Raw genomic sequence first — 24,315 nt, 5'->3', positions numbered from 1 at the left:
TGGCCGGAAAACAGGCGCGTTAACGCATCCCCCAGGGAAACAAGTTTGAAAGGAGCCAAGGTCGTAACTGTAAAGATGCTCTGTCCCATCGGGGAATACGACAGACGTCACACGGCCGAGATTGGAGCCGGCATATATCCCAATGGCTGATTGGTCAGGGTAAAAATTGACTCTCGTTCCATCGGGCGTTGTAAATACAGTTCTATCAAGATCCAATTTCGATCCATCTGGATCTTCAGGTTTGTAATCCGCTCCATTCCAAATGAAAACGGTGCTTTTTCCTTGGAACGTTACAGTAACCGTTTCGCTACTTCCATTAATGCGCGGAATGCTGCTTGGTCCCCATCCGGTCGAAACCCATTGCCGATTCCATTGGAGCCCATGATGATTCCTAGGTCCAATCGATAAGTCCGTGACATCGGAAATGAGTTGACCGGTCATGAGATTCACCGAATTACCATCGATACTGATCCTGGAGGGCGGAGGTGGCGCGACCTCCTGTGCCTGGGCAGCATTTGCCGCCACGATCCCGAGCGCAGCCAGCATGGCGAGCCAGTAACGCATCATTTCACCTTTCCCCCGAATATCCATCACTGCGCCTCAGGCCCCCGACCTTCCGCTATTACCTCGACCACCCGAGGCTCCTCCTTCGGCAAGGCGCGCCGCGCTGCCTCATCGGCAACCCATGTTTCGATGGAGAGTCCGCCCAGCGCCGGCGCAGTCTGCGCAGCTATATTTCTGCTCGCAACAGTCGCACCGGTCAGCCCTATTATGCCGTTCCCGGCAAAGCGCGAAAGGTCGACGGTCAAGTCACCGAGTCCGGCGTCCGCCGATCGCCCCGCCTGCCTTGCAAGGTCGCCCGTCACATTCTCCAGGAAGGCGCTTCCCTCTTGCCCGGGCCGCACCATCAACACCTGCGTACCTTCAAGGCGGTGCACCACCGCGACGACCGCGCCCGTGCCCGCATGTGCTGCGCTCTCGTAGGTCGTGGCTGATCCCAGCATCACGGCCTGCTCGCCGCACACGCCGATCAGAAGCGTGGCCGCTTCTTCCTTCTCCGCAATGATCTGGCATTGCACCGGCGCAGCAACGCCCGTTGCCGCCTGCGCGGCAATCAAAAATAATCCGAACACCTTATGGCCCCCACAAAGCGATTCCCTGGCCCGTGCCAGAGAGATATATTGTTACGGTGCCAGTGGATTATCGCTTATGCAACAATAAATCGGATTACGAGCCATCCCACTCCTGCGATCAAAGCGCTTATATTCCAGGCGAAGAGCCGGAGCACACATGATTTTATTTTATTTACAAGAAGCTATCTTTCCGGTGGTAGGAAAGCCATTGACATGGACAGAAAGAGTCGAGAAATTATGATCGATCGTCTTGCGTATCCGTCAAGACTCCGGGGGTTTATGCGTCATTTTCTTGCATCGGCTGTAGCATTGGCTGTTCTATCGCTTTGTGCGAGCGTCGCGCGCGCCGAGACGCTCACCTATGGCTATGACGAGCTGGGCCGGCTGGTAGGCGCGGTATCGGATAGGGGGCCTGCGGCGATCACCACCTCCATCTATCTCTATGACAAGGCGGACAACCGTTCTGTCGTCTTTGTAGCGAAGGCTGATGCAACAAAGCGCCCGGTTTTTACCTTTTTCGAGCCAAGCCGCGGCCATTTTTATACGCTCGGCTTTATGGAGGGGCATAATGCCGGCATGGATGCAGCCGGTCCCACCTTCTATCTTTATACTTCGGGGGGTTCAGGGCGCTACGCCCTCTATCGCTGCTACGATGCGGCTGGGGGCAATCATTTTGTCACCGCCTCCAGCAACTGCGAAGGACAGACGGTGGAGGGCATTCTCGGCTATTCGGCCGCCTCGAACGCAGCGGGTCTGACCGAACTGCATCGCTGCTTCCGGGCAAGCGATACAGATCATCTGGTTACCGCCAACATGGCGGAATGCACAAATTATGGCTATGCCTATGTCCAGTCCTTGGGCTTTGTCCCATGAGGCATACCCCTAAATCCATAAATGTTGATATCATTTGCAGCCAGGCCGCGGATCGGATTGGAAGCAGCTTTGCCACGGTGCCACGCCACATATTCGTTAGTGTAATGCACCCCGAGCTTGGCCTTACGAGCGGAGCCCATTCTGCTCGCGATACATGATATCGCGAGAAATGCCCATGTCCGACCGTGCCGTTGAAAGCGGGCTCTATATGCGCCCGCTTGGTAAGGCCAAAGGCTTCCTGCGTCTCAGGAAGTGCGACCGATCAATGGGTAATCGACATGGCCACGCCCACCGGGCAGGGCCTTGCCGCATCGATCATCACTGCATTCTACAACAAGAATATGTTGAACATCATCGGCACTGGTACATGCTCCATTCTGGCCGGCGTTGAGACGGTCAGCTATGTCTCTATCATCCCGTAGGAGAGCATGTGCCTTGCCACGGGCGGGGCAATAGCTGCTATCCTAAACGAAGCCATGCCTTCGGCAAAGCCAAACCCCTCGTCTACAAGGAAATTTTCTCCCGCCCGTTAACCCTTTCCCACTTGATCCGTTTTAGTCAAAAACGGAACGAATCAAGAACGAAATAGGGAATGACGGATTGAGCAGGAGTATCTTCCGATTTACGCCAGGATGTGAATTTGCTTGCCAGCAGTGCAGCGTGCGCTGCGCTACGATTGTGCAGGCCCGTGATGATCTTTGGCGGAAGCTCGAGGAGCTGCTACGCCTCCAATCAATGGAACCGTGCCCTGATCGAACACGGCAGGTCCGATCGCTGCAAAACCAGATGGAAGCCGCTGAGCGAGAATTCGTGCGGCTTCGGCCCGCGTCGCTCCCTTTGGCACCAGCACCAACAAGCTTTCAAACATATCAGCAAGCGCGGCTTCACTAGGAAGAGCGACGGGAAGCGACACAAACTGAAACGCGGGACGCGCGGCCTCAATTTCCCGCGCTTCCGGTTCTGCTTCCGCATCTTTGAGGCCCGCCAGCTTCATCACCTCAGCAGAATCGACACCATGGCGCGCAAGGACGGCAGCAATGTTCCTCGTCAAATCTAAAGGCAGTGCTGCCTTTTTAAACTTAGCCGGCGCTTCATAAAACGCATATGTTCCCAGCGGCAAATCCAGAGCGGCGGCCATAGCACGCACGGTTAAACGCGGTGCCGCCGCCTTCCGCAAATCTCTCAGCCGAATGCTCACATGTTCCATACGTGTACCATCCGAAATTTTCGCACAAAGTATCACGGAATAATTGCCTTGCATATTGTGGGAAATTTTCGCACAACCTGCCCATGGCTCACAAATGGAACGTCTTCGATGTCTTTGGCAGCATCCATGTGATGCAGCCCGGCGCGTCCCTGACCGACATCCACCGCGCCATTGCCGAAACGGAAGAGGCCAGCACTTACATGGCCCGCCTGCTGGGTCGGCTCAAATCCTTCCAGCACAACAATGCCGCTGAGCAGGTTCATGGGGGAAACAAAAGTGAGGAAGCATTGGGAGCAAGGGGGAGATCGTGACGGCTGACAACAGACGTATGCCCCGTGTGTCCTGCCCCGCCTGCGGCAATGACAGCTTCGCGCGATCGAGCGTGAAACTGTCATTGATGTACCGGGAGGTCTATTACCACTGCCGCAACGAAATGGCCTGTGGGCACACCTTCGTCGTTGGCATGTCGCCCCTGCGGACCATCCGGCCCAGCTTGGTGGCGCAACCTCTCGAAACGCTGCCAATATCATCATTCGGCCCCGCCGCGAACGATGATGATGGCCCGCCCAACGCCGGCAGATCGCCGACACCGTGACCAGCTAAGACGTCAGCAGGCACGCGAGCCTGCTCCCCCCGAACCGAATTTTCGCACCCGTCGCACCCTCTGCGTCGGAACGCCCCGCTCTGTATCCAACGCCAGGAGTATCGAACATGCGTCACCCCGATCTGCCTCGCTCCGCTATCGAAACACCGATCATCCATCCCTGGGACTATGTTGTCATGCGGCGTCACGCTGCCGACCTGTCGATTGAACAGGTCGCAGCCATCCTTGGCGGAAAACTCTATGCGCGGCACCTACGCGCTATCGAGACGCCGGGCCTTCGGTTCCATCAGATAGCTGACCTTTCGGTCGCCATGCCGTTCAGCGCTGATGTTTATCGCCAATTGGCCGACCTTCCGCCGCATCAACATCCGCCGTTGTGCGCACGCTGCGGTTGGGATGCTCATACCGACCAGCCCGATCGCCTGGGCGCCCTTGCGACTTGGTCGCGCGAAACACCCGGCATCTGCACGCGCTGCGAACAAGACGAACAGGCGCAGGGTGCCCGTCGATGCGCCTGATCAAAATCCTCCTGATCCTCACCGCCATTTTCGCCACGCCCTTCATCATCGCTTGGGCGGTCGCCAACACGAAAGGAACCTCACGATGAGCAATGGAAATGCCGCCGCCGACCAACTGCGCCTGTTGATGGAGCGCATCGAACGCCTGGAAGAAGAAAAGAAGGGTATCAGCGACGACATTCGCGACGTCTATCTCGAAGGCAAAGCCACCGGCTACGACCCCAAGATCATGCGCCAGATCTACCGGCTACGAAAGATGGCCCCTCATGACCGGCAGGAAATGGAGGCAATCCTCCAGACCTATCTCGCCGCGTTGGGAATGGATTGATTATCGGCACCCGACATTTTTGGCCGGGCGGTAGTCCAAAGGCGACAGATCGACCCGGCCCCCTTCATCAGGAAGAAAATCTCATGACATCGCCCCGTCCTCTCGACCCCGCCGTCGTGCGCATCGTTGAAGCCCTCGCCGACCTGATGGTCGATCGCGACATTGCGCGCATACGCGGTATCTCCTCCCCCGCCGCCGCCCCGCGCGCCACCGTGAACTAAGGAAGGCAGCGGTGTTCCAAGGTCCGCTTTGCACGTGAAGGGTGCCCACTAATCTATGCGCACGATCCTCTACGCCCGTTTTTCTTCGGACCTGCAGAATCCCCTCTCGACCGCCGATCAACTCGCGTCGCTGCGCGAACGTGTGGACCGTGAAGGCTGGACGGTAATTGACACCTTCTTTGACGAAGAGATTAGCGGCCGTGCTGGCATCAGCGAAATGCAACGGCCCGGCCTGAATGCGATGCTCACGCGCGTTGAACGCGGAGATGTCGATCAGGTTCTGGCCGAAGCGACCGATCGTGTCGCGCGCCATATCGGCGATGCCCATGCAGTGCGCGAGCATCTGGAACATTTCGGCGCTCGCCTGTTCACTTTAGCAGATGGCCATGTCGATGAAATCACCGGCACCATCAAAGGATTGATGGATGCTCGATTTCTCAAAGATTTGGCGGATCGCGTGCGGCGCGGCCAGCGTGGTCAGCACAGCCGAGGTTTCAACGCGGGTGGCCGTTCCTATGGCTATCGCGTCGTCAAGCCCATCGGCCCCGACGGCGAAATCGTGCGCGGCATTCTTGAAATAAATGACGATGAAGCGGCGATCATCCGCCGCATCTTCGATGAAACAATCGCTGGTGTTCCCGCGCGCGCCATTGTCAAGGCGCTCAATGACGAAGCTGTTCCTGCCCCCAGAGGCAAGCACTGGAGCGTCAGCGTCATCCATGGCGGCCGCGCCCGCGCGAATGGCATCCTCCGCAACAACCTCTATCGCGGCATCAAAATCTATGGTCGCTTCCGCAAGACCTATCACCCCAAGACGCGCCGCCGCATTCTTCGCTCCAACCCGCTCAGCGAATGGCGCACGGTCGAAGTCCCACACCTGCGCATCGTAACTGATGAACAGTGGGCGCAGATCGAAGCCCGCTATACGGCGTTTGATGGCACCATACAGAAGCAGAACCGCCGTCCCAAGCGTCTACTTTCGATGCTCGGCCGCTGTAGCGAATGTGGCGGCCCGTGGACTGTCATCGGACGGGAACGCTGGGGCTGCTCGATCCACAAGGCGCAGGGCGACTGCACCAATACGCGCTCCATCTCGACGGTCCATTATGAGCGGGCGGTGCTCGGACAACTGAAAGAATTGCTTCTCAATTCCGAAGCCGTGAGCCTTTTCGTTACCCGCTACAATGCAGGCATTCGGGCGCGGCAGACAGAAGCAAACACGCATCGCGCGCCGCTCGAACGCAAGGCGACGGACCTTCGCGCCCGCGTGACGCGCCTGGTTGATGCGATCGCCGATGGCGCCGGAGAATTTCAGCAAGTCAAAGACCGGCTACAGGCGGCGCGGAAAGAGTTGCTCGACGTCGAACACCATCTGGCCAGCTTCGCGGCCGACACGCCGATCGAACTGTCGCAGGATTTGGGGGAACGTTACTGCGCCTATGTCGCCGAACTGGACATCGCGCTGGCCGCCGACGGCATAGCCCGCGAACGCGCCGCCAGCGCGATCCGCAGCCTGATCGAATCAATCATCCTGACGCCGAATACAGATGGCAGAGGCGTCAAAGTTCAAGTCACCGGTCACATGGCCGAGATCATCAACCTGGCAAAGCGATCCGTATAGTTATCTTTTCGTCGGCAGCCCTCCGGGGTCGCCACATCTGCCCGTCCCCCACGCCACCGGCCCCCGACGCCGCCAGCCGATATCGGCTCTGTCCTACAGATCCGCGCCCATGATAGCCTTCGCGTCATGAGCAAGACCCCATCCCTCCTCCACTTCACCCCCGTCCCGCATCAGCGCCGCGCGCGCGGCTGGACGGCCGATGCCCAGCGCGCTTGCATCGACGCCCTGTCCCGCTGCGGCGTGGTAGCGCAGGCGGCGCGAAGCGTCGGCTGTTCGCCGCGCTCGGCCTATCATCTGCGGCAGAAGGCCGGGGGCGAGAGTTTCGCCGCCGCCTGGGACTGGGCGCTGGAAATGGGCCTCGACGAAAGCCGCGCCCGCGCCTTCGCCCTGATCGGGGGGCGGGAGGAGCGGCCCATCATCCGTCGCGGCGAGCTGGTCGGCGTACGGCTCGTCTCCAATCACCGCGTCATGCTCGCGGCGTTGCGCGCGATCAGCGCGGAGCGAACGGGACAGCGCGCCAACATGCCCCACCGCCAGCGCATCGCCCTGCGCGATATGCTTGACACCATCTGCGCCATGGGACCGCTCGACCCGACCGACTGGGATGCACTGAGACGCGCCGTCACCATCCCGCCGCCGGGATCGGCCGGACCGGCGGCCCTGTCATAATCTTTTATCATAATCTTTCGCGAACAGGAAATTTCATGTCGAAATATGCGGGAAATATGCGAAGTTAAGGGAAAGATTTCCTACGGAGACCCCTGCCCCATGACGACCTCCCGCCGCGACTTCCTCGTCGCCGGCTCTTCCGCCTTCGCTCTTTCCGCTCTCCCCGTCCGCGCCTTCGCCGCGACAGGCACGCCCGACGCGCGGGCCGAAGCCGTCCTGGCCGACATGGCCGAAGCGATGCTGGCCGACGCGCCCGAAACCGCGAGCGGCCTTGGCATCGACACCGGCGTCCGCGCCGCGCTCAAAAGCCGCCTGGGCGACAAGAGCCTTGCCGGTCAGGCGCAGATCGCCGCCCATGTGCAGGAACGCCTGGCGAAACTCCGCGCCATCGACCTCGCGCCCCTCTCGCCCGCCACCCGCACCGATGTAGAGGTGGTGCTGGCCGCCCATGAACTGGCGGCGGACGGCTTCGCCTTCCCCTTCGGCGACATGGCGATGATGAACAGCAACTGGTCCTATCGCAACGCGCCCTATGCCGTCGCGCAGAATACCGGCAGCTTCGTCGAGACCCCGGATTTCCTCGACTCCAATCACAGCATCAAGGATGCGGCAGACGCCGATGCCTATCTCGCCCGCCTGACCGCCTATGCCGCGAACCTCGACGGCGAAACCGAACGCCTCAGGCATGACGCGGGGATCGGCGTCGTTGCCCCCGCCTTCCTGCTCGACAAGACATTGAAGCAAATGGCCACGGTCCAGGGCCAGCCGCTCGACCAGTGGGTCCCCGTCGCCTCCATCGCCCGCCGCACGAAGGACATGCCCGGCGACTATGCCGCCAAGGCGCAAGCGATCGTCCGCGACAAGGTCGCCCCCGCCCTCGCCGCCCAAGTGACCGAACTCCAGCGCCAGCGCGCCACCGCCACCATGGATGCGGGCGTGTGGAAGCTGCCGCAGGGTGAGGAATATTACGCCTGGGCGCTCCGTGCCGGCACCACCACCACCCGCACGCCGGAGGAGGTGCACAAGCTCGGCCTCGATCAACTCGCCGCACTCCAGTTGGAAATGGACCGGCTGCTCAGAAGCCTGGGCATGACCAGGGGCACGGTCGGCGAACGCATGACCGCGATGGGGAAAGACCCGCGCTATCTCTTCCCCAATGACGACAAAGGCCGCCAGCAGATACTGTCCTTCATCGACGGCCGCCTTGCCGACATCCGCACCCGCCTGCCCCGCGCCTTTGCGACCCTCGTTCCCGCCAAGCTGATCGTGAAGCGCGTGCCGGTGGAGATAGAGGCCGGCGCGCCCGGCGCCTATGCGGGCGCGGGATCGATCGACGGATCGGTCCCCGGCAACTATTATATCAACCTGCGCGACACCAGCATCTGGCCCCGCTATTCGCTCCCCACCCTCTGCTATCATGAGGGGATTCCCGGCCATATCTGGCAGGGCGAATATACCTACAAGCTCCCCCTCATCCGCTCTCTCCTCGCCTTCAACGCCTATAGCGAGGGCTGGGCGCTCTATGCCGAGCAACTGGGCGACGAACTGGGCGCCTATGACGGCGATGTCGCGGGGCGGCTGGGCTATCTCCAGTCGATCGCCTATCGCTGCTGCCGCCTGGTGGTCGACACCGGCCTCCACGCCAAGCGCTGGACCCGCGATCAGGCGATCCACTGGTTCGCCACCACCAACGGCTCCAGCGTCGAGGATGTCCAGGGTGAGGTCGACCGCTATTGCGCCTGGCCGGGGCAAGCCTGCGGTTACAAGGTCGGCCATGGCGAAATCGTCCGCCTGCGCGAAATGGCGAAGACGGCGCTCGGCCCGAAATTCGACTTCCGCCTGTTCAACGACGCCGTGGTCAAGAGCGGCGGCGTGCCGATGACCGTGCTGGCGAAGAATGTCGACGCCTGGGTGGCGGAGCGCCGGGCCGTATAAACACCTCCGTCATCCTGACGAAAGTCAGGATCCAGGGCGGCAAGGCGCAGCCTGTGGGACTCTGGATCCCGGCATTCGCCGGGATGACGGAAATGAAAAAGGGCCGGGAGATCGCTCTCCCGGCCCTTCCCAAATCACTCAGACCGGCAGCCTCAGCCCACGAAAGCCCGCTCGATCACAAACTGACCCGGCGCGGCGTTGGAGCCTTCGGTGAAGCCGTTCTCCTCGAACCAGGCCGCGAACTGCTTAATCATCTCCATGCTGCCGCACATCATGATCCGGTCTGTTTCGGGATCGAACCTGGCCGGCCCCTCAATCCCTTCGAACAGCGCGCCGCTTTCTACCAGCTTGTCGATGCGGACATTATTGTGGAACGCTTCGCGGGTGCAGGTCGGCACATAATGGAACTGGGTCGCGGCCTGTTCGGCGACCAGCGGGTCTTCCGCCAGCTTGCCTTCCATCTCGTCGCGGAACGCCAGGTCGCTCACCCGGCGCACCGAATGGACGACGACGACCTGCTCGTAAAATTCATAGACATCCGGGTCGCGCGACAGGCTGAGGAAGGGCGCAAGGCCGGTGCCGGTCGACAGCATGAACAACCGCTTGCCCGGCAGCAGCGCGTCCGTGACCAACGTGCCGGTCGGCTTGCGGCCGAGATAGATCTGATCGCCCGGCTGGATGAGCTGGAGCTTCGACGTCAGCGGGCCGTCCTGCACCTTGATCGACAGGAACTCCAGTTCCTCATCCCAGGCGGGGCTGGCGACCGAATAGGCGCGCAGCAGCGGCTTGCCATTGTCGCCCATCAGGCCGATCATGATGAACTCGCCCGAACGGAAGCGGAAGCTGGCGGGGCGGGTAATGCGGAAGCTGAAGAGATGCTCGTTCCAGTGGCGCACCGACAGCACGGTTTCCACGGAAAGTGCGCCGGTGGGTTCCAGAACCGGCTTTTCGATCGTCACGTCGGTCAAGACCTTTTCCTTGCCATGCAGACACCGCACGGAGCGATGCTTCTTGCGGATCATTCGCAGTAAAATCGGACACCGCGAATGGCCCGTCAGCGCCGCGAAGGCAAGGCCAAAAAAACTTGGGGACAGCAAAGGACGCCCTTTGCAGGGCGCCCCAAGCTAATGGCCTCAGCCGAACAGGCCCTTGGCGATGCCGCCCAGCTCATTGAGCGGATTGCCGTCGCCATCCTTGTCGAAAAAGCCGCCAAGCTTGCCCAATATCGCTTCCGGCCCGCCAAACGAGCCAAGCAGTTCCTGCAGCTTGTCGGCCGACACGCCATGCTCGGCCGCGGTGTCGGCCAGAGCCGCCACGCTGGTTTCGCCCGAACCGATTTTGGCGCTGATCCCACCCAGCAGCCCTTGCATCTGCTCCGGTGACACACCGATCTGCGCTGCAATCGCTTCAAGGCCACCCAGCTTGCCAATCAGATCTTCGAACATGCCTAGAACTCCTGCATGAAATGAGCCGTCAGAATAGCATTTTGCGCTCGCAACCCAAAGCAAAAGCGCCGGAAGGGAGATCATTTGGCGCCTATCGGCGCATTTTCAAACAAATTCTCAGGCCGCGGTCAGCGCTGCGCTGCGCACGCCGTCGTCGACATGCTCCTCGAACTGGGTGAAATTGTCCACGAACTGCTTGACCAGGGTCGCGGCCGTTTCGTCATAGGCCGTGGCATCCGCCCACATGGCGCGCGGGTCCAGGATGGTGGCGTCCACGCCATTCACCGCCACCGGCACCTCGAAGCCGAAATTCGGGTCGGTGCGGAACGCGACATCGTTCAGGCTGCCGTCGAGCGCGGCATTGAGCAGCGCGCGCGTCACCTTGATCGGCATCCGCTTGATCCCCGGCATCGTCGCCTTGCCGCCCGCCCAGCCGGTGTTGACCAGCCAGCAGGTGACGCCGCCCTTGTTGATCCGTTCCTTGAGCAGATTGCCATAGACCGACGGATGGCGCGGCATGAAGGGCGCACCGAAGCAGGTCGAGAAGGTGGCGGTCGGCTCGGTCACGCCCATCTCGGTCCCCGCGACGCGCGCGGTATAGCCCGACAGGAAATGATACATCGCCTGTTCCGGGGTCAGCCGCGCGATCGGCGGCAGCACGCCATAGGCGTCGGCGGTCAGGAAGATGATATTCTTCGGAACCGGCCCCAGATTCTTTTCCGACGTGTTCGGGATGAAGTCGATCGGGTAGGAACCCCGGCTATTCTCGGCCAGGCTGTTGTCGTCCAGGTCGATCGTGCGCGCTTCCTCGTCGATCACGACATTTTCCAGCACTGTGCCGAACCGTCTGGTGGTGGCGAATATCTCCGGCTCGGCCTCGGCCGACAGGTTGATCATCTTGGCGTAGCAGCCGCCCTCGAAATTGAAGACGGCGGTGTCCGACCAGCCATGTTCGTCGTCGCCGATCAGCGTACGGCTGGCGTCGGCCGACAGGGTGGTCTTGCCGGTGCCGCTCAGGCCGAAGAAGACGGCGGTGTCGCCGTTCGGGCCGATATTGGCGGAGCAATGCATCGGCATCACGCCCTTCACCGGCAGCAGGTAATTGAGGATGCCGAACACCGACTTCTTCATCTCGCCGGCATAGGCCGTGCCGCCGATCAGGATCAGCTTCTCGGTAAAATTGACCGCGATCACCGTTTCGCTACGCGTGCCGTGGCGCGCCGGGTCCGCCTGGAAGGTCGGCAGGTCGATGATCGTATATTCGGGGGTGAAGCCGGCCAGTTCATCGGCCGTGGGACGCACCAGCAGGGTGCGGATGAACAGATTATGCCAGGCCCGTTCGTTGATGACGCGCACTTTGACGCGATGCTCGGGCTGCGACCCGCCGAACAGGTCGGCGACATAGAGCGCATCCTTCTCGCCCAGCGCGCGCAAGAAATCCTCCTTCAGCGCGGCGAAATGGGCGGGCGTCATAGGCGCGTTGGTATCGCCCCACCATACGGTGTTTTCGGTCTCCGCATCGCGGACGATGAACTTGTCCTTGGCGCTGCGGCCGGTGTGCTTGCCGGTCTTGACGACCAGCGGGCCGTCCTTCGACAATATGCCTTCACCGTTGCGGATAGCCGCCTCGACCAGCGGCGCCGTGCCGAGATTCCAGAACTGATTGGCACGCACGGAAATGCCCTGGTCCGCCAGGGTGATTGAGGATTTGGCCTGCACGCCTTTACTCCTGATCTAACAATGTCGGGTCGCCGATGTTTTTCATCCTGCGACCAATCCGCCCCTCATGCGCCGCATCTATTTGTCGCGCGGCCGCACTATTGCAGACCCATCGGGCATAGGGCTTTGCGGAACGGTCGTCAAATCGGGTCGGGCGGCCATTCGTCCCGAATATCCATGCCCACGCCGCAGAGCGTGCCGCCACCGCTTCCTTGCGGCCGGGCCAACCATGGTCTAACGCTCTGGACCTTCTTCTTTCCGTTCTTTCCGGGTAGCCGCATGACCGCCACCGTCGCTCTTGTGGATGATGACAAGAATATCCTCACCTCCGTGTCGATCGCGCTTCAGGCGGAAGGCTTTATGACGCGCATCTATTCCGACCCGGAAGGCGCGCTGAAAGCCCTGCTCGACAATCCCGCCGACCTGGCCGTCTTCGACATCAAGATGCCGCAGATGGATGGCATCGAACTGCTGCGCCGCCTGCGGGAAAAGAGCCAGATGCCGGTCATCTTCCTCACCTCCAAGGCGGATGAGCTGGACGAGGCGCTGGGCCTCGCCATGGGCGCGGACGACTATATCTCCAAGCCCTTCTCGCAACGCCTGCTGATCGCGCGTATCCGCGCCATCCTGCGCCGTGCCGAAGTGAGCAAGGTCAGCGGCGAGCCGGACGAACCGGTCGCCGATCCCATCGTTCGTGGCCGGCTGGAAATGGACCCGGCCCGGCACCGGGTGAAATGGGGCGGCAGGGACGTCACCCTGACCGTCACCGAATTTCTGATCCTGGAAACGCTTGCCCAGCGCCCCGGCGTGGTCAAGAATCGCAACCAGTTGATGGACGCCGCCTATCAGGATGATGTCTATGTCGACGACCGCACGATCGACAGCCATATCAAGCGGCTTCGCCGCAAGTTTCGCGAGGTAGACTCCGATTTCAACGCAATCGACACACTCTATGGCGCCGGATACCGTTTCTCAGAAGAATGAATGCGCACCGCTTGCGGTGCGCTGGTCGGGGCGGCTCAGCCTCACCCCGCGCATCCTGGCGGTGAACGTGTTCGCGCTCGCCCTGCTGGCGGGCGGCTTCTTCTATCTCGACAGCTATCGCACGCGCATCGTTGATGACCGGCTGGATCAGTCGGCGCGCGAATTGCAATTGCTCGCCATCGGCCTGCAAAATGCACCGGCGGACCGGCAGAACGCCCTGATCGCCGCCTATTCCCGCCAGACCGGGGACCGGGTCCGTCGCTATGGCGCCGACGGGATGCTGATCGCCGACAGCTTCACCATGGACGCGCCGCGCTACCGCCTGCGCCTGCCGTCCGAGGAGGAATGGCAGCGCCATGTCGCCCGCTTCCTCGACAAGCTGGTCGACCGCGTCGTTTCGGCCGATCTGCCACCCGATTTCGAGGAACCGGCCGTCGATCGCGCCGCCGCCTGGCCAGAAGTCACCCTCGCCCGCAAGACCGGCCATCCCCAGGCGGTAAATCGCTACGCACCCGACCGCACCTTCATGATCTCGGCGGCAGTCGCGGGCAGGGACGGGACCAGCCTGCTCGCCACCGAAAATGCGCGCGACATCACCCGCACCGTGCGCGCCGAACGGCTGCGGCTGGGCATGGTGTTGGCAGTCGCGGCGCTCGCCTCGGTGCTGCTCTCGCTCTTCCTCGCCCGCACCATCGTCCAGCCGCTCCAGCGCCTCGCCCGTGCCGCCGTGCGCGTGCGCCTGGGCCGCGCGCGCGAGGTGACGGTGCCTCGCCTGCCTGAGCGGCGCGACGAGATCGGTATGCTCGCCCGCGCGCTTTCCGACATGAGCCAGGCGCTGCGTCAGCGGATCGACGCGACCGACGCCTTCGCCGCCGATGTCAGCCATGAACTCAAGAACCCGATTGCTTCGCTGCGCTCCGCCCTCGACGCGCTCGACCGGGTGGACCGGCCGGACCTGCGCGCACAGCTCATGGCCATCGCGCAGGACGATGTCCGCCGGCTCGACCGGCTCGTCACCGACATCGCCGAAGCGTCGCGCGTCGATGCCGAACTGTCCCGCACCCGTTTCGAGCCGATCGACCTTGGCCTCCTGATCGAAAAGATGGTGTTGGCCCGCGAAGCGCGCGGGGTGCCGCGCAGCGTCCGCCTCGCCTTCGCCCGCCCGCGCAAGGATATCGCGGTGGTGCTGGGCGAGGAACAAAGGCTGGTCCGCGTGCTCGACAATCTCATCGATAATGCCGTCTCCTTCTCGCCCGAAGGCGGTCTGGTGCGGATCATCGCCACCGTCGCCGACGACCAGGTGCTGGTCAGCGTCGAGGATGAGGGACCGGGCGTCCCCGTCTCCGAGCGCGAACATGTCTTCCGCCGCTTCCACAGCGTCCGGCCGGAGGGCGAGGCGTTCGGCAAACATTCGGGCCTGGGCCTCGCCATCGCCCGCTCGATCGTCGAAGGGCATCAGGGCCGGATCAGCATCGGCGACCGGGAAGATGCGCAGAGCGGCGCTCGTTTCATCGTGCGCCTGCCCATGGCGGTGGCGCGCGATCCGGGGATCGTATCGGAATAATACATAGGTCCGGCCCCACAGCCATTTCCATCGCCGCCAACTATGGCTAGAAGATCGCAGGGGATATGGCGCGCGCACTTTCATCTGAAACGCTTCATGCGACCAGCGTGGCCATTGGCGGCCGCGCCGTCCTGCTATCCGGCCCCAGCGGCAGCGGCAAGTCCGACCTGGCGCTGCGCCTGATCGACCGTGGCGGCATATTGGTGAGCGACGATTATACACTGGTGCAGCGGATCGACGGCCGCCTCTTCGCCACCTCGCCAGCGACCATCGCGGGCAAGATGGAGGTGCGCGGCCTGGGCATCGTCGACCTGCCCGCTATGGAGAACGCGCCGGTCGCCCTGCTGGCCGACCTGTTCGACAAGGTCGACCGGATGCCGCTGGACCCGCTGCACCGCGCGATCGCTGGCATTCAGGTGCCGGTCGTCAAGATCGCGCCCTTCGAAACATCCGCCCCGATCAAGGTCGAACTGGCGCTCAAGACGCTGGGCCTGTCATGACCCAGCCCAAGACGATATTGCTGGTGTCCGGCCTATCCGGCGCGGGCAAGACCACGGCGCTCAAGACGCTGGAGGATATGGGCTGGGAGGTGGTCGACAACCTCCCCCTCGTGCTGCTCGACCGGCTGCTCGACACGCCCCTGCCCGCCGGCCATGTCGATGGCGACGACCGGCCGCTCGCGCTGGGCATCGACGCGCGCACCCGCGGCTTCGACGCCAATGCCATCGTCCAGCGGATCAAGGCGCTGCGCGAACGGCACGCCCATGATGTCGAAACCCTGTTCCTCGATTGCTCCGGCACCGAACTGGAGCGCCGTTTCGCCGAGACCCGCCGCCGCCACCCGCTTGCGCTCGATCGCCCCGCCGCCGACGGCATCGCCCGCGAACGCGAACTGACCGAACCGCTGCGCCGCTGGTCCGCCCAGGTCATCGACACCACCAGCTTCACCAGCAACGCCCTGCAACAGGAAATCCGCAACCGCTTCTCGCGCGAGGGGCTGTCGGAACCGGTGCTGACCATCCTCTCCTTCGGCTTTTCGCGCGGCGTACCGCGCAATGCCGACCTGATGTTCGACATGCGCTTCCTGCGCAATCCGCACTGGGACGACGCGCTGCGACCCCGGACCGGACTCGATCCGGCCGTCGCCGCCTATGTCATGGAAGACCCCGCCTATGAGGAAGCGGTGGGCAAGATCGAGGATCTGCTCGTCACCCTGTTGCCCCGCTATGCGGAGGGCGGAAAGACATATATTACCGTGGCTTTCGGCTGCACCGGGGGACGGCATCGCTCCGTCCATGTCGCCGAACGGGTCGCGAGACACTTGCAAGAAGCGGGCTTTTCGCCCACGGTCTTGCACCGCAATATAGAATCGGCGCCCCAGGACAGTCTGGAGAAGCGCCGTCCGGGAGGCCCGAAAGCATAATCATGACAAAGGTGGGCCGCGAAATCAGATGATCGGACTCGTACTCGTCACCCATGGGTCGCTGGCGACCGAATTTGTTGTCGCCATGGAACATGTTGTAGGACCGCAGCAGCAGATCGACACGATCTGCATCGGGCCGGAGGATGACATGGAACTGCGCCGCGCGGACATTGCGGCGGCGGTTACCCGCGTCAATGACGGGTCGGGCGTCATCCTGCTCACCGACCTGTTCGGCGGCACCCCGTCGAACCTTGCCATCTCGCTGCTCAAGGCGGGCGAGATAGAGGTCATCGCCGGCATCAACCTCCCCATGCTCATCCGCCTGGAAAGCGCGCGCAAGGTGATGGACGTCCGCGCCGCCGTCGCCGCCGCGCGTGAAGCGGGGCAGAAATATATCAGCGTAGCGTCGGAACTGTTGGGCAGCACCACATGAACGAGATCAGCCAGGAAGTCCGGATCAGCAACAAGCGCGGCCTCCACGCACGCGCCAGCGCCAAGTTCGTGACCCTGGCCAGCGGCCTGTCCGCCGACATCATCGTCAGCAAGGATGGCAACCACGTCACCGGCACATCGATCATGGGCCTGATGATGCTGGGCGCCGCCATGGGCGACAGCATCATCATCAAGGCCGTCGGCCCCGACGCCATCGATTCCCTCGACAAGCTCGTCACCCTGGTCCAGGACAAATTCGGCGAGGAATGACGCGGTTTGGGGTGGCGCGTTGCCATTCCCGATCTTCGCCACCGCTCCCACGGACGACACCCTTCCAATGTAGGATTTCCTCTGATCTATCCTGTCGGATGGATCAGCCCGTCCTTGCCGCCTCCCCCAACCGCCACCGACCCGTCGCGCAACCGGCGCGCGCATGGCGCGCTGCCGTCGCCTCGACGGTGCACCGCTGTGGCGTCCCTGTCGCGTCGGCGGCGCGTTCCTGTCGCGTTTCCGTCGCAATTTCTGCGAATCGGCCCGGATATGCCCCACGACACTGTGAACTTCGGCGTGTCGCGTCAGCCCGCGTCCGCCACGCCCCGCATCCGCGTGAAGATATTCCACGTCGCGATGAACAGCGCCGCGATCACCGGGCCGATGATGATGCCGCTGAAACCGAACAGATCGATCCCGCCCAGGGTGGAGATCAGCACCACATAGTCGGGAATGCGCGTCTCGCGGCCGACCAGGATCGGGCGCAGCACATTGTCGACCATGCCGATCACCAGCACGCCGCACACCACCAATATCACCGCCTTCCAGATCGCGCCGGTAGCGAAGAGAAAGATGGCGACCGGCACCCAGATCAGACCCGTGCCCACCGCCGGCAACAGCGAGAAGGCACCCATCAGCACCCCCCAGAGCAACGCGCCCTGAATGCCCAGCGCCCAGAAGACGATGCCGCCGATCAGCCCCTGCACGATGGCAACGACGATGCTGCCCTTGATGGTGGCGCGGATGACGATGACGAACTGCTCGATCAGCGCCTGACGCTGGCTGGCGCGCAGCGGCGCGGCGGCGGCCACGCGCTGCGACAGCGCCTCTCCATCGCGCAGCAGAAAATAGGTGAGGTAAAGCATCACGCCCAGCGCCACCAGGAAACTGAAGGCGCTCTGCCCGATCTGGAAAGCCTGGGCCGCCAGCGTGCGGAAGCTGCTGGTGACGCCCTGTGTCACCATGTCCTGAGCCGCGTAGAAATTGGTAAGGCCCAGCCGCCGCAGATAGGGCATCGCCCAGTCGGGCAGGCTGTCCACCACCTGCGAGAAAAGCCGCGCGAAGTTGATTTCGCCCGACTGGATCTTGCCATAGAAATAGGCCGCCTCCTGCAACAGAGCCGCGCCCAGCACAAAGGCCGGGACGATCACCACGCCCAGAATCAGGAACAGCGTGGCCAGCGCCGCGCCGTTGCGATGCGTCGGCATCGCGGCCAATATCCGGCGGTTGATCGGTGCAAAGACGATCGCGGCGATCACGCCCCACAATATGGCAGCGAAGAATGGCTCGACGACCAGCGCGAAGGCGATCGAGACGAGCAGCACGACGCCGAGGAAGAAACCGTCCTCCAGCTTGGGCGTGACGTGCAGCGGCGGGGGCGTATCGACGTTCATGCCCCTTCCTTCGCAAAATTCGTGATCCAAATCCATCGCGTAGCGATCATCATAACCTCCCCCTGTCCTTTTCGCCTTTCCCCCGGTAGAGAAACCGCTTCTTTCCTTCATTTGGGACCAGCAGCAGACGTGGCACGCGAGATCACCGGATTTTCCAACCCGCTGGTGAAGCGCGTCCGCTCCTTGCGCGAAAAGAAGTTCCGCAAGGCCGAGGGGCTGTTCCTGGCCGAAGGGCTGCGTATCCTCACCGAAGCGCGCGAGGAAGGCGTGCTGCCCGAAATGCTGTTCCATGCCGGCTCCACCCATGCGCTGGCGCTGGACCTCATTGCGGCGATGGAGGCGGCGGGCGGCGACGTCATCGAAACCACGCCCGACATCCTGTCGAAGATCAGCGGCAAGGATAATGCCCAGGCCGTGGTCGGCGTCTACCGCGACCGCCTCACCCCGCTGGAAAAGCTGGACCGCAACCGGGCCGACATCTGGATCGTCGCCCAGTCGCTGCGCGATCCCGGCAACCTTGGCACCATATTGCGCACCGGCGACGCGGTCGGCGCGGGCGGCCTCATCCTGGTCGACGATTGCGTCGATCCCTTCTCGGTCGAATCGGTGCGCGCCAGCATGGGCGCGCTCTTCACCCAGTCGATCACCCAGGCACGCTGGGGCGAGTTCATGCACTGGCTGCGCCAGGGGCCGGGCGAACTGATTGGCACCAGCCTGAAAGCCCGCCAAGATTATCAGGAACCACGCTATCAAAGCCCCAGCTTCCTGCTGGTCGGCAATGAGGCGCAGGGACTGCCCGAAGCCTATGAGGCCGAATGCGACCAGTTGGTGAAGATGCCGATGCTGGGCAAGGCGGACAGCCTGAACGCCGCCGTGGCGACGGCGGTGATGGCCTATGAACTGCTGAACCAGAAACGACGGACAAGATAAAGGGCAGCATCATATCATCCTCCCCTGGCAGGGGAGGTGGCGCGCGCGAAGCGCGTGACGGAGGGGTGTCCCCCTATCGAGAGGGGGACACCCCTCCACCACTTCGTGGTCCCCCTCCCCTTACAGGGGAGGATGATCGGAGCAGATTTCAGACGCGATTCATCGGGTCTGTAGGCATATTATGAAGGATGTGGGGGCAAACGAGATGAGGGAAACAAACGGCATAGGCGAAATGTGGCGGCACAAGCGCGTGCTCGCCGCCAGCCTCATCGGCACGGCGGTCGAATTTTACGACTTCTACATCTACGCCACCGCCGCCAGCCTGATCTTCCCCTCTCTCTTCTTCCCCTCCTCCTCACCCTCGGCGCAGTTGATGGCTTCCTATGGCAGCCTCGCCCTCGCCTTCTTCGCGCGACCGGTGGGCGCGGCGGTCTTCGGCCATTATGGCGACCGCATCGGGCGCAAGGCGACGCTGGTCGCCTCGCTCATGCTGATGGGCGGCTGCACCTTGCTCATCGGTTTCCTGCCCACCTATGCGATGATCGGCTATTGGGCGCCCTTGATCCTCTGCCTGCTCCGCTTCGGACAGGGCTTTGGTCTGGGCGGCGAATGGGGCGGCGCGGCATTGCTGGCGGTGGAGAACGCCCCGCTCGGATGGCGGGCGCGCTTCGGCATGTTCCCGCAATTGGGCGCGCCGGTCGGCTTCATCGCCGCCAACGGCCTGTTCCTGATCCTGGGCGCGTTCCTGACCGACGCGGAATTTTTCACCTGGGGCTGGCGTCTGCCCTTCCTGGGCAGCGCGGTGCTGGTGATCCTGGGCCTCTGGGTCCGCCTCAAGCTCACCGAAACGCCCGAATTTGCCGCCGCTCAGAAGGAAGCGCCCCCACCCGCCGTGCCGCTGGCGACCCTGCTCTCCTCCCACCTGGGCGCGGCGATCGCAGGCACCTTCGCCTGCGCGGCCTGCTTCGCCGTCTATTATATCGCCACCGCCTTCGCGCTCGGCTATGGCACCACCACGCTCAAGATCGACCGCGAAATCTTCCTCGCCATCCAGCTCGGCGCGATCCTGTTCATGGCGGCGAGCATCATCCTCGCCGGCTGGTGGTCGGACCATAGCAGCCCCACCCGCGTCCTAGCCTGGGGTTGCGCCGGCACGCTGCTGATGGGCCTCGTCTTCGGGCCGATGATCGGCACCGGCGCGTTGCTGCCAATCTTCGTCGCGCTCAGCCTCGCCCTGTTCATGATGGGGTTCATCTACGGGCCGCTCGGCGCCTATCTACCCTCCCTCTTCCCGATCCAGCTCCGCTACACCGGCGCGTCCTTCGCCTTCAACCTGGGCGGCATAGTGGGCGGCGCGCTCGCGCCGATCGTCGCCACCTGGCTGATCGGGGCGCAGGGCGTGGCGCTGGTCGGCCTCTACATGGCGGCAGCCGCGCTCCTCAGCCTGGCCGGCCTGTGGTGGACCAGCCGGGCGCCCGCCGTCAGATAGGCTTGCGCATCAGCAGCATCGGTACGCCGCTGTCCTCGAACGGCCGCACCCCCTCGAACCCGAAACTGCGATACAGCGGCACCCCTGCCATCGTGCCCGACAGCTCCAGCGCGGCGAACCCCTCCATCTTCGCCGCCGCTTCGCACAGCGTCAGGACCAGCGTGCCCACGCCTTTGCGCACATGATCGGGGTGGGTATACATCGCCCGCACCCGCGCCGCCTCCGTGGCCGGGTCGAGCAGCCGGTCATCCCGGCCCGCGCTATGATTACCGCCATACGCCGTCGCCCGCCGGCTCCAGCCCCCGCACCCGGCGATTTCGCCTCCGTTCTCGATAACGAAATAGGTGCCATCGGCAATCAGCCGACTATCCAATCCCATGAAGGCGTGACTGGCCTTCACCTGCGCGGGATCGAGAAAGCCGGTCTGCAACCGGTCGATCGCCAGCAGCATCAGCGCGGACAGGGCCGGTTCGTCGGCCAGTATGGCGAGGCGGTGAGTCAAGGCCATGATCGTAACGGCATAGAAAGGATCGGCGCGCGTGGAAAGACGCTTCCTGATCCCTTACCGCGAACGCCCAAACAAAAAAGGCGGCGGTCCGATGACCACCGCCTTCTTGTTTCTTCGCTTATCGAAAAGCGATACGGAGGATCAATCCTCGCTGCGGACGTCGCGACGCTCGGCGATACGGGCGCGCTTGCCGGTACGGCCGCGCAGATAGTACAGCTTGGCACGACGCACGACGCCACGACGGACGACGGTGATCGAATCGATGTTGGGCGAATAGAGCGGGAACACACGCTCCACGCCTTCGCCGAACGAAATCTTGCGCACGGTGAAGTTGGAACCCATGCCCTTGTTCGAGCGGGCGATGCACACGCCTTCATAATTCTGGACGCGGCTGCGTTCGCCTTCGATGACCTTCACGCCGACACGAAGCGTGTCGCCGGGGCGGAAATCGGGAATGTCCTTGGCGAGGGCGGCAATGCTTTCCGCCTCGATCTGCTGGATGATGTTCATTCTAACGTCAGTCCTTGGTCGTTTGCTGCGCACCAGAGGGCGACTGGTCCCGAACGCCGATATGACGTTCCCAAAGGTCCGGCCGCCTTAGCCGTGTATCGGTCTCCGCCTGTTGTTTCCGCCAGGCGGCGATCTTCGCATGATCCCCCGATCGCAACACTTCGGGGATCGCGCGTCCCTCCCATTCCACCGGGCGGGTATAATGCGGATATTCGAGCAGGCCCGTTTCAAAGGACTCCTCGACTCCGCTGGAAGCGGCGCCCATTACACCGGGAAGCAGCCGGACGCAAGCATCGAGCAGCAGCAGCGCCGCCATTTCCCCGCCCGACAGGATGATGTCGCCCATGCTGACCTGCTCGATCGGGCGCGCGTCGAAAATACGCTCGTCAAACCCCTCGAACCGGCCGCACAGGATCGTCGCCCCCGGCCCCGCCGCCAGGTCGCGCACCCGCGCCTGGGTGATGGGCTTGCCGCGCGGCGTCATGGCCAGGACGGGCAGGTCGGGACGCGCCTCCAGCGCATGATCCACCGCCTGCGCCAATATATCCGCGCGCAGCACCATGCCCGCCCCGCCGCCCGCCGGCGTATCGTCCACGGTGCGGTGCCGGTCGGCGGCAAAATCGCGGATATGGATCGGGTTGCAGGCCCATTTCCCCTCGGCCAGCGCCCGCCCCGCCAGCGACACGCCCAGCGGCCCCGGAAACATCTCCGGATAGAGCGTCAGGATTTGCGCGGTGAAGCTCATTTCCGGCGCGCCCTTATCCGGGCGACAGACCAGCCGCCCGCCATGCAGATGATGCCGCACACCAGCAGCGCCACACCCATGTTCCGCAGCAGATCGTTAAAGGGCCGCTCCGGATGCAGCAACGCCGGGATCAGCAACAGCAGCGGGATCGGGCAGACCAGCGCGACGGCCGCTGCCAGCTTCGCGCCGCGCGGCCAGCCGATACCGAACAGCCGCCACCCTGCGGCGAGCATGAGCAACAGGTAGATAGCGGTGATGATCTGGGCCATAGGCCGCGCTTAGGCCAAGGTGCGGCCAGCGTCCAGTTCAGGGCGTCTTGGTCGCGATCTTGAGTTCCTGAATCTGCGCGGTCATTATGGGCGCGAGCAACAGGCTACCGGCCACCCGCCCCTTTGCGCAGGTCCACGTAAAGTTGCCCGACAGATTGCCCGTGGCGATGATCGGCGCATCCGTACTGCACGCCCCAACCTCACCCTTCAGCGCCGCGAGCTTCTTCGTCCAACTGTCCGGATCGCTGTCCATCAGGAAGTTCATCGCCAGATGATCCCGCGCCACACCGACATTACCCGCCGCATAGATGCGCCCGGCTGCGGCATAGCCCTCCGCCAGCAGCGCCGATACCGGCACGGTGCGAGCAATCAGCGCGCCCGCCTGCTTGAGCACCACTGCTGCATCCCAGGCCGGGCCGGCGCCACCATTATAGGTGCGGTTGGTGAAGACGAAGATGCCCACGCCATAATCGGGCATCAGCATCACATGGCTGCCATAGCCGGGATAGCCGCCGCCATGCGCCAGGGTCAGCCCCAGATCGCAGTCCTGCGCGATCCGCATGGCAAACCCATAAGCCGCTGCCTGCTTGCATGCTGTCGGGCCACTCTTTCCGTTGCGCTGGGCCAGGCCCAGGAAATTGCTCCCCTCCGCCAACATCCGCACGGCGGAACGCGACACCGGCCCCTTGTCGTCGTCATCCCGCGCCGGCCAGGCGGACAACAGGAAGGCGACCCAACGCGCATAGTCGTTGGCGCTGGTCTGCAGGCCCCCCATGGCCCCGAAGGCGCCATCCGCCATGGTCGGCTCGATTTTCCAGCGCCCACCTTCCCAGCGATAACCCATCGCACGGCGATCGAGCGGCCACTCGCTCACCTCATAGCCGCTCGACGCCATGCCCAGCGGCACGAGCAGGTTCTGCTCGACATAGCGGCGATAGGACATGCCGCTCACATTGGCGATGATCCGCCCCAGCAGCGCATAGCCGAAATTGCTATATTCGTAGCGACTGCCCGGCGCGGTGCTGAACGGCACGCCCTGCGCCAGCATCCGGGTAAATTCCTCTTGCGGCATCGGCGTCTGTCGGTCGCCCCAGGGATTGTCGTCGACGAAACCGGCGCTGTGGGTCAGCAGATCGCGGATGCGGATGCGCGGACTATCCTTGGTCGGATAGATCCACCCCCCCATTTCCGGAACATATTTCTCCGCCGGATCGTCCAGCGACAGCTTGCCGTCCTCGCGCAGTTTCAGGATCGACAGCGCCGTGAACGCCTTGGTCATCGATGCGATACGGAACAGGCTGTCGGGCGTCACCGGCCGCTTGCGCACCAGATCCTGGACGCCCAGCCCCTTCACATGGACCAGCCGCCCATTGGCGACGATGCCATAGACCAGGCCGGGCGTGTGACTGTCGACCTGAAAGTCGGCGAAGAGGCGGTCGATCTCGGGGATGGCGGCGGCGATCTTCTTCTCATCGGCGGCCTGGGCCATCACGGGGAGGAAGGCCAGGAGCAACAGCCATGGGA

General features: G+C 63.2%; 27 protein-coding genes. 15 read left to right on the top strand and 12 right to left on the bottom strand.

Annotated features, from left to right (window positions below):
* Nucleotides 1–590 precede the first annotated feature (590 nt).
* Nucleotides 591–1,133, bottom strand: coding sequence for a hypothetical protein (locus MOK15_RS00530; protein ID WP_242929793.1), 543 nt, complete (start codon nucleotides 1,131–1,133; stop codon nucleotides 591–593).
* A 237-nt stretch (nucleotides 1,134–1,370) separates the two neighbouring features.
* Between MOK15_RS00530 and MOK15_RS00525 the strand changes: the two genes are divergently transcribed.
* Both MOK15_RS00525 and MOK15_RS00520 read left to right on the top strand, forming a co-directional pair.
* The gene (locus MOK15_RS00525; protein ID WP_242929792.1) at nucleotides 1,371–2,006 is read left to right on the top strand and encodes a hypothetical protein; all 636 of its coding nucleotides are present in this window, start codon (nucleotides 1,371–1,373) and stop codon (nucleotides 2,004–2,006) included.
* Nucleotides 2,007–2,284: 278 nt separating this feature from the next.
* On the top strand, nucleotides 2,285–2,428 hold the full coding sequence (locus tag MOK15_RS00520; protein WP_242929791.1) for a hypothetical protein: 144 nt from the start codon (nucleotides 2,285–2,287) through the stop codon (nucleotides 2,426–2,428).
* A 248-nt stretch (nucleotides 2,429–2,676) separates the two neighbouring features.
* On the opposite strand, the gene MOK15_RS00515 is transcribed toward MOK15_RS00520, so the two are convergent.
* Nucleotides 2,677–3,267 carry an XRE family transcriptional regulator gene (locus tag MOK15_RS00515; protein WP_242929790.1) on the bottom strand — a complete coding sequence of 197 codons (591 nt, stop codon included), beginning with the start codon at nucleotides 3,265–3,267 and terminating at the stop codon, nucleotides 2,677–2,679.
* Nucleotides 3,246–3,476, bottom strand: coding sequence for a hypothetical protein (locus MOK15_RS00510; protein WP_242929789.1), 231 nt, complete (start codon nucleotides 3,474–3,476; stop codon nucleotides 3,246–3,248). The genes MOK15_RS00515 and MOK15_RS00510 overlap by 22 nt, the downstream gene beginning before the upstream one ends.
* Nucleotides 3,477–4,420: 944 nt before the next feature.
* Here MOK15_RS00510 and MOK15_RS00505 point away from each other — a divergent pair.
* The 5 genes from MOK15_RS00505 to MOK15_RS00485 all read left to right on the top strand — a co-directional run bounded on the left by MOK15_RS00505 (nucleotide 4,421) and on the right by MOK15_RS00485 (nucleotide 9,109).
* Entirely contained in the window at nucleotides 4,421–4,663 is a 243-nt protein-coding gene (locus MOK15_RS00505) for a DUF2312 domain-containing protein (protein WP_242932587.1), read from the top strand.
* An 83-nt stretch (nucleotides 4,664–4,746) separates the two neighbouring features.
* Nucleotides 4,747–4,884, top strand: coding sequence for a hypothetical protein (locus MOK15_RS00500; protein ID WP_242929788.1), 138 nt, complete (start codon nucleotides 4,747–4,749; stop codon nucleotides 4,882–4,884).
* A 55-nt stretch (nucleotides 4,885–4,939) separates the two neighbouring features.
* Nucleotides 4,940–6,505 (top strand): recombinase family protein, encoded by a 1,566-nt coding sequence (locus tag MOK15_RS00495; RefSeq protein WP_242929787.1) that lies wholly within the window; start codon nucleotides 4,940–4,942, stop codon nucleotides 6,503–6,505.
* 126 nt (nucleotides 6,506–6,631) lie between these two features.
* Nucleotides 6,632–7,174 carry a hypothetical protein gene (locus MOK15_RS00490; RefSeq protein WP_242929786.1) on the top strand — a complete coding sequence of 181 codons (543 nt, stop codon included), beginning with the start codon at nucleotides 6,632–6,634 and terminating at the stop codon, nucleotides 7,172–7,174.
* 99 nt (nucleotides 7,175–7,273) lie between these two features.
* Entirely contained in the window at nucleotides 7,274–9,109 is a 1,836-nt protein-coding gene (locus MOK15_RS00485; protein WP_242929785.1) for a DUF885 family protein, read from the top strand.
* Between the two features lie 152 nt (nucleotides 9,110–9,261).
* On the opposite strand, the gene MOK15_RS00480 is transcribed toward MOK15_RS00485, so the two are convergent.
* From MOK15_RS00480 to MOK15_RS00470, 3 genes are all read right to left on the bottom strand, one after another.
* Nucleotides 9,262–10,077, bottom strand: a complete 816-nt coding sequence (locus MOK15_RS00480) for a ferredoxin--NADP reductase (protein WP_242929784.1) — start codon at nucleotides 10,075–10,077, stop codon at nucleotides 9,262–9,264.
* Between the two features lie 165 nt (nucleotides 10,078–10,242).
* On the bottom strand, nucleotides 10,243–10,554 hold the full coding sequence (locus MOK15_RS00475) for a hypothetical protein (protein ID WP_242929783.1): 312 nt from the start codon (nucleotides 10,552–10,554) through the stop codon (nucleotides 10,243–10,245).
* 117 nt (nucleotides 10,555–10,671) lie between these two features.
* Nucleotides 10,672–12,273: a phosphoenolpyruvate carboxykinase gene (locus MOK15_RS00470; RefSeq protein ID WP_242929782.1), complete on the bottom strand. Its 1,602-nt coding sequence runs from the start codon at nucleotides 12,271–12,273 to the stop codon at nucleotides 10,672–10,674.
* A 279-nt stretch (nucleotides 12,274–12,552) separates the two neighbouring features.
* Here MOK15_RS00470 and MOK15_RS00465 point away from each other — a divergent pair, with 279 nt between their 5' ends.
* The 6 genes from MOK15_RS00465 to MOK15_RS00440 all read left to right on the top strand — a co-directional run bounded on the left by MOK15_RS00465 (nucleotide 12,553) and on the right by MOK15_RS00440 (nucleotide 16,946).
* On the top strand, nucleotides 12,553–13,257 hold the full coding sequence (locus tag MOK15_RS00465) for a response regulator transcription factor (RefSeq protein ID WP_242929781.1): 705 nt from the start codon (nucleotides 12,553–12,555) through the stop codon (nucleotides 13,255–13,257).
* Nucleotides 13,226–14,821: a stimulus-sensing domain-containing protein gene (locus MOK15_RS00460; protein WP_242929780.1), complete on the top strand. Its 1,596-nt coding sequence runs from the start codon at nucleotides 13,226–13,228 to the stop codon at nucleotides 14,819–14,821. The genes MOK15_RS00465 and MOK15_RS00460 overlap by 32 nt, the downstream gene beginning before the upstream one ends.
* A 65-nt stretch (nucleotides 14,822–14,886) precedes the next feature.
* Nucleotides 14,887–15,321 carry an HPr kinase/phosphatase C-terminal domain-containing protein gene (locus MOK15_RS00455; protein WP_242929779.1) on the top strand — a complete coding sequence of 145 codons (435 nt, stop codon included), beginning with the start codon at nucleotides 14,887–14,889 and terminating at the stop codon, nucleotides 15,319–15,321.
* Nucleotides 15,318–16,244 (top strand): RNase adapter RapZ, encoded by a 927-nt coding sequence (gene rapZ / locus MOK15_RS00450; protein WP_242929778.1) that lies wholly within the window; start codon nucleotides 15,318–15,320, stop codon nucleotides 16,242–16,244. Before MOK15_RS00455 ends, rapZ begins: the two co-directional genes overlap by 4 nt.
* A gap of 28 nt (nucleotides 16,245–16,272) precedes the next feature.
* Complete coding sequence (locus MOK15_RS00445; RefSeq protein WP_242929777.1) at nucleotides 16,273–16,677, top strand: PTS sugar transporter subunit IIA; 405 nt, start codon at nucleotides 16,273–16,275, stop codon at nucleotides 16,675–16,677.
* Nucleotides 16,674–16,946, top strand: a complete 273-nt coding sequence (locus MOK15_RS00440; RefSeq protein WP_242929776.1) for an HPr family phosphocarrier protein — start codon at nucleotides 16,674–16,676, stop codon at nucleotides 16,944–16,946. Before MOK15_RS00445 ends, MOK15_RS00440 begins: the two co-directional genes overlap by 4 nt.
* Before the next feature lie 305 nt (nucleotides 16,947–17,251).
* Here MOK15_RS00440 and MOK15_RS00435 read toward each other — a convergent pair whose 3' ends face one another.
* Complete coding sequence (locus MOK15_RS00435; RefSeq protein WP_242929775.1) at nucleotides 17,252–18,340, bottom strand: AI-2E family transporter; 1,089 nt, start codon at nucleotides 18,338–18,340, stop codon at nucleotides 17,252–17,254.
* 129 nt (nucleotides 18,341–18,469) lie between these two features.
* Between MOK15_RS00435 and MOK15_RS00430 the strand changes: the two genes are divergently transcribed.
* Both MOK15_RS00430 and MOK15_RS00425 read left to right on the top strand, forming a co-directional pair.
* Nucleotides 18,470–19,270: an RNA methyltransferase gene (locus MOK15_RS00430; RefSeq protein ID WP_242929774.1), complete on the top strand. Its 801-nt coding sequence runs from the start codon at nucleotides 18,470–18,472 to the stop codon at nucleotides 19,268–19,270.
* Nucleotides 19,271–19,475: 205 nt separating this feature from the next.
* Nucleotides 19,476–20,759 carry an MFS transporter gene (locus MOK15_RS00425; RefSeq protein ID WP_242929773.1) on the top strand — a complete coding sequence of 428 codons (1,284 nt, stop codon included), beginning with the start codon at nucleotides 19,476–19,478 and terminating at the stop codon, nucleotides 20,757–20,759.
* Here the strand turns inward: MOK15_RS00425 and MOK15_RS00420 are convergent.
* From MOK15_RS00420 to MOK15_RS00400, 5 genes are all read right to left on the bottom strand, one after another.
* Nucleotides 20,752–21,267, bottom strand: coding sequence for a GNAT family N-acetyltransferase (locus MOK15_RS00420; protein ID WP_242929772.1), 516 nt, complete (start codon nucleotides 21,265–21,267; stop codon nucleotides 20,752–20,754). The two genes, MOK15_RS00425 and MOK15_RS00420, sit on opposite strands and share 8 nt — an antisense overlap.
* Nucleotides 21,268–21,408: 141 nt before the next feature.
* Complete coding sequence (gene rplS, locus MOK15_RS00415; protein ID WP_242929771.1) at nucleotides 21,409–21,777, bottom strand: 50S ribosomal protein L19; 369 nt, start codon at nucleotides 21,775–21,777, stop codon at nucleotides 21,409–21,411.
* Nucleotides 21,778–21,784: 7 nt separating this feature from the next.
* Entirely contained in the window at nucleotides 21,785–22,522 is a 738-nt protein-coding gene (trmD, locus tag MOK15_RS00410) for a tRNA (guanosine(37)-N1)-methyltransferase TrmD (RefSeq protein ID WP_242929770.1), read from the bottom strand.
* Complete coding sequence (locus MOK15_RS00405) at nucleotides 22,519–22,791, bottom strand: hypothetical protein (protein ID WP_242929769.1); 273 nt, start codon at nucleotides 22,789–22,791, stop codon at nucleotides 22,519–22,521. Before MOK15_RS00405 ends, trmD begins: the two co-directional genes overlap by 4 nt.
* 37 nt (nucleotides 22,792–22,828) lie before the next feature.
* Nucleotides 22,829–24,280 (bottom strand): serine hydrolase domain-containing protein, encoded by a 1,452-nt coding sequence (locus tag MOK15_RS00400; RefSeq protein WP_242932586.1) that lies wholly within the window; start codon nucleotides 24,278–24,280, stop codon nucleotides 22,829–22,831.
* Between the last annotated feature and the right edge of the window lie 35 nt (nucleotides 24,281–24,315).

The organism is Sphingobium sp. BYY-5 (assembly GCF_022758885.1).
Classification (GTDB): Bacteria; Pseudomonadota; Alphaproteobacteria; order Sphingomonadales; family Sphingomonadaceae; genus Sphingobium.
Note: the sequence above shows the minus strand (reverse complement) of the source record. Positions and strands in the feature narration are given on the sequence as shown.

Bases quoted from the DNA above. Each gene is read 5' to 3' on its own strand.
- MOK15_RS00445 (WP_242929777.1), top strand. From the start codon at position 16,273: ATGATCGGACTCGTACTCGTCACCCATGGGTCGCTGGCGACCGAATTT.
- MOK15_RS00490 (WP_242929786.1), top strand. From the start codon at position 6,632: ATGAGCAAGACCCCATCCCTCCTCCACTTCACCCCCGTCCCGCATCAG.
- MOK15_RS00405 (WP_242929769.1), bottom strand. From the start codon at position 22,791: ATGGCCCAGATCATCACCGCTATCTACCTGTTGCTCATGCTCGCCGCA.
- MOK15_RS00500 (WP_242929788.1), top strand. From the start codon at position 4,747: ATGACATCGCCCCGTCCTCTCGACCCCGCCGTCGTGCGCATCGTTGAA.
- rplS (WP_242929771.1), bottom strand. From the start codon at position 21,777: ATGAACATCATCCAGCAGATCGAGGCGGAAAGCATTGCCGCCCTCGCC.
- MOK15_RS00460 (WP_242929780.1), top strand. From the start codon at position 13,226: ATGGCGCCGGATACCGTTTCTCAGAAGAATGAATGCGCACCGCTTGCG.
- MOK15_RS00475 (WP_242929783.1), bottom strand. From the start codon at position 10,554: ATGTTCGAAGATCTGATTGGCAAGCTGGGTGGCCTTGAAGCGATTGCA.
- MOK15_RS00465 (WP_242929781.1), top strand. From the start codon at position 12,553: ATGACCGCCACCGTCGCTCTTGTGGATGATGACAAGAATATCCTCACC.
- MOK15_RS00495 (WP_242929787.1), top strand. From the start codon at position 4,940: ATGCGCACGATCCTCTACGCCCGTTTTTCTTCGGACCTGCAGAATCCC.
- MOK15_RS00440 (WP_242929776.1), top strand. From the start codon at position 16,674: ATGAACGAGATCAGCCAGGAAGTCCGGATCAGCAACAAGCGCGGCCTC.
- MOK15_RS00515 (WP_242929790.1), bottom strand. From the start codon at position 3,267: ATGCAAGGCAATTATTCCGTGATACTTTGTGCGAAAATTTCGGATGGT.
- MOK15_RS00425 (WP_242929773.1), top strand. From the start codon at position 19,476: ATGAGGGAAACAAACGGCATAGGCGAAATGTGGCGGCACAAGCGCGTG.
- MOK15_RS00485 (WP_242929785.1), top strand. From the start codon at position 7,274: ATGACGACCTCCCGCCGCGACTTCCTCGTCGCCGGCTCTTCCGCCTTC.
- trmD (WP_242929770.1), bottom strand. From the start codon at position 22,522: ATGAGCTTCACCGCGCAAATCCTGACGCTCTATCCGGAGATGTTTCCG.
- MOK15_RS00525 (WP_242929792.1), top strand. From the start codon at position 1,371: ATGATCGATCGTCTTGCGTATCCGTCAAGACTCCGGGGGTTTATGCGT.
- MOK15_RS00505 (WP_242932587.1), top strand. From the start codon at position 4,421: ATGAGCAATGGAAATGCCGCCGCCGACCAACTGCGCCTGTTGATGGAG.
- MOK15_RS00520 (WP_242929791.1), top strand. From the start codon at position 2,285: ATGGCCACGCCCACCGGGCAGGGCCTTGCCGCATCGATCATCACTGCA.
- rapZ (WP_242929778.1), top strand. From the start codon at position 15,318: ATGACCCAGCCCAAGACGATATTGCTGGTGTCCGGCCTATCCGGCGCG.
- MOK15_RS00435 (WP_242929775.1), bottom strand. From the start codon at position 18,340: ATGAACGTCGATACGCCCCCGCCGCTGCACGTCACGCCCAAGCTGGAG.
- MOK15_RS00455 (WP_242929779.1), top strand. From the start codon at position 14,887: ATGGCGCGCGCACTTTCATCTGAAACGCTTCATGCGACCAGCGTGGCC.
- MOK15_RS00420 (WP_242929772.1), bottom strand. From the start codon at position 21,267: ATGGCCTTGACTCACCGCCTCGCCATACTGGCCGACGAACCGGCCCTG.
- MOK15_RS00400 (WP_242932586.1), bottom strand. From the start codon at position 24,280: ATGGCCCAGGCCGCCGATGAGAAGAAGATCGCCGCCGCCATCCCCGAG.
- MOK15_RS00510 (WP_242929789.1), bottom strand. From the start codon at position 3,476: ATGAACCTGCTCAGCGGCATTGTTGTGCTGGAAGGATTTGAGCCGACC.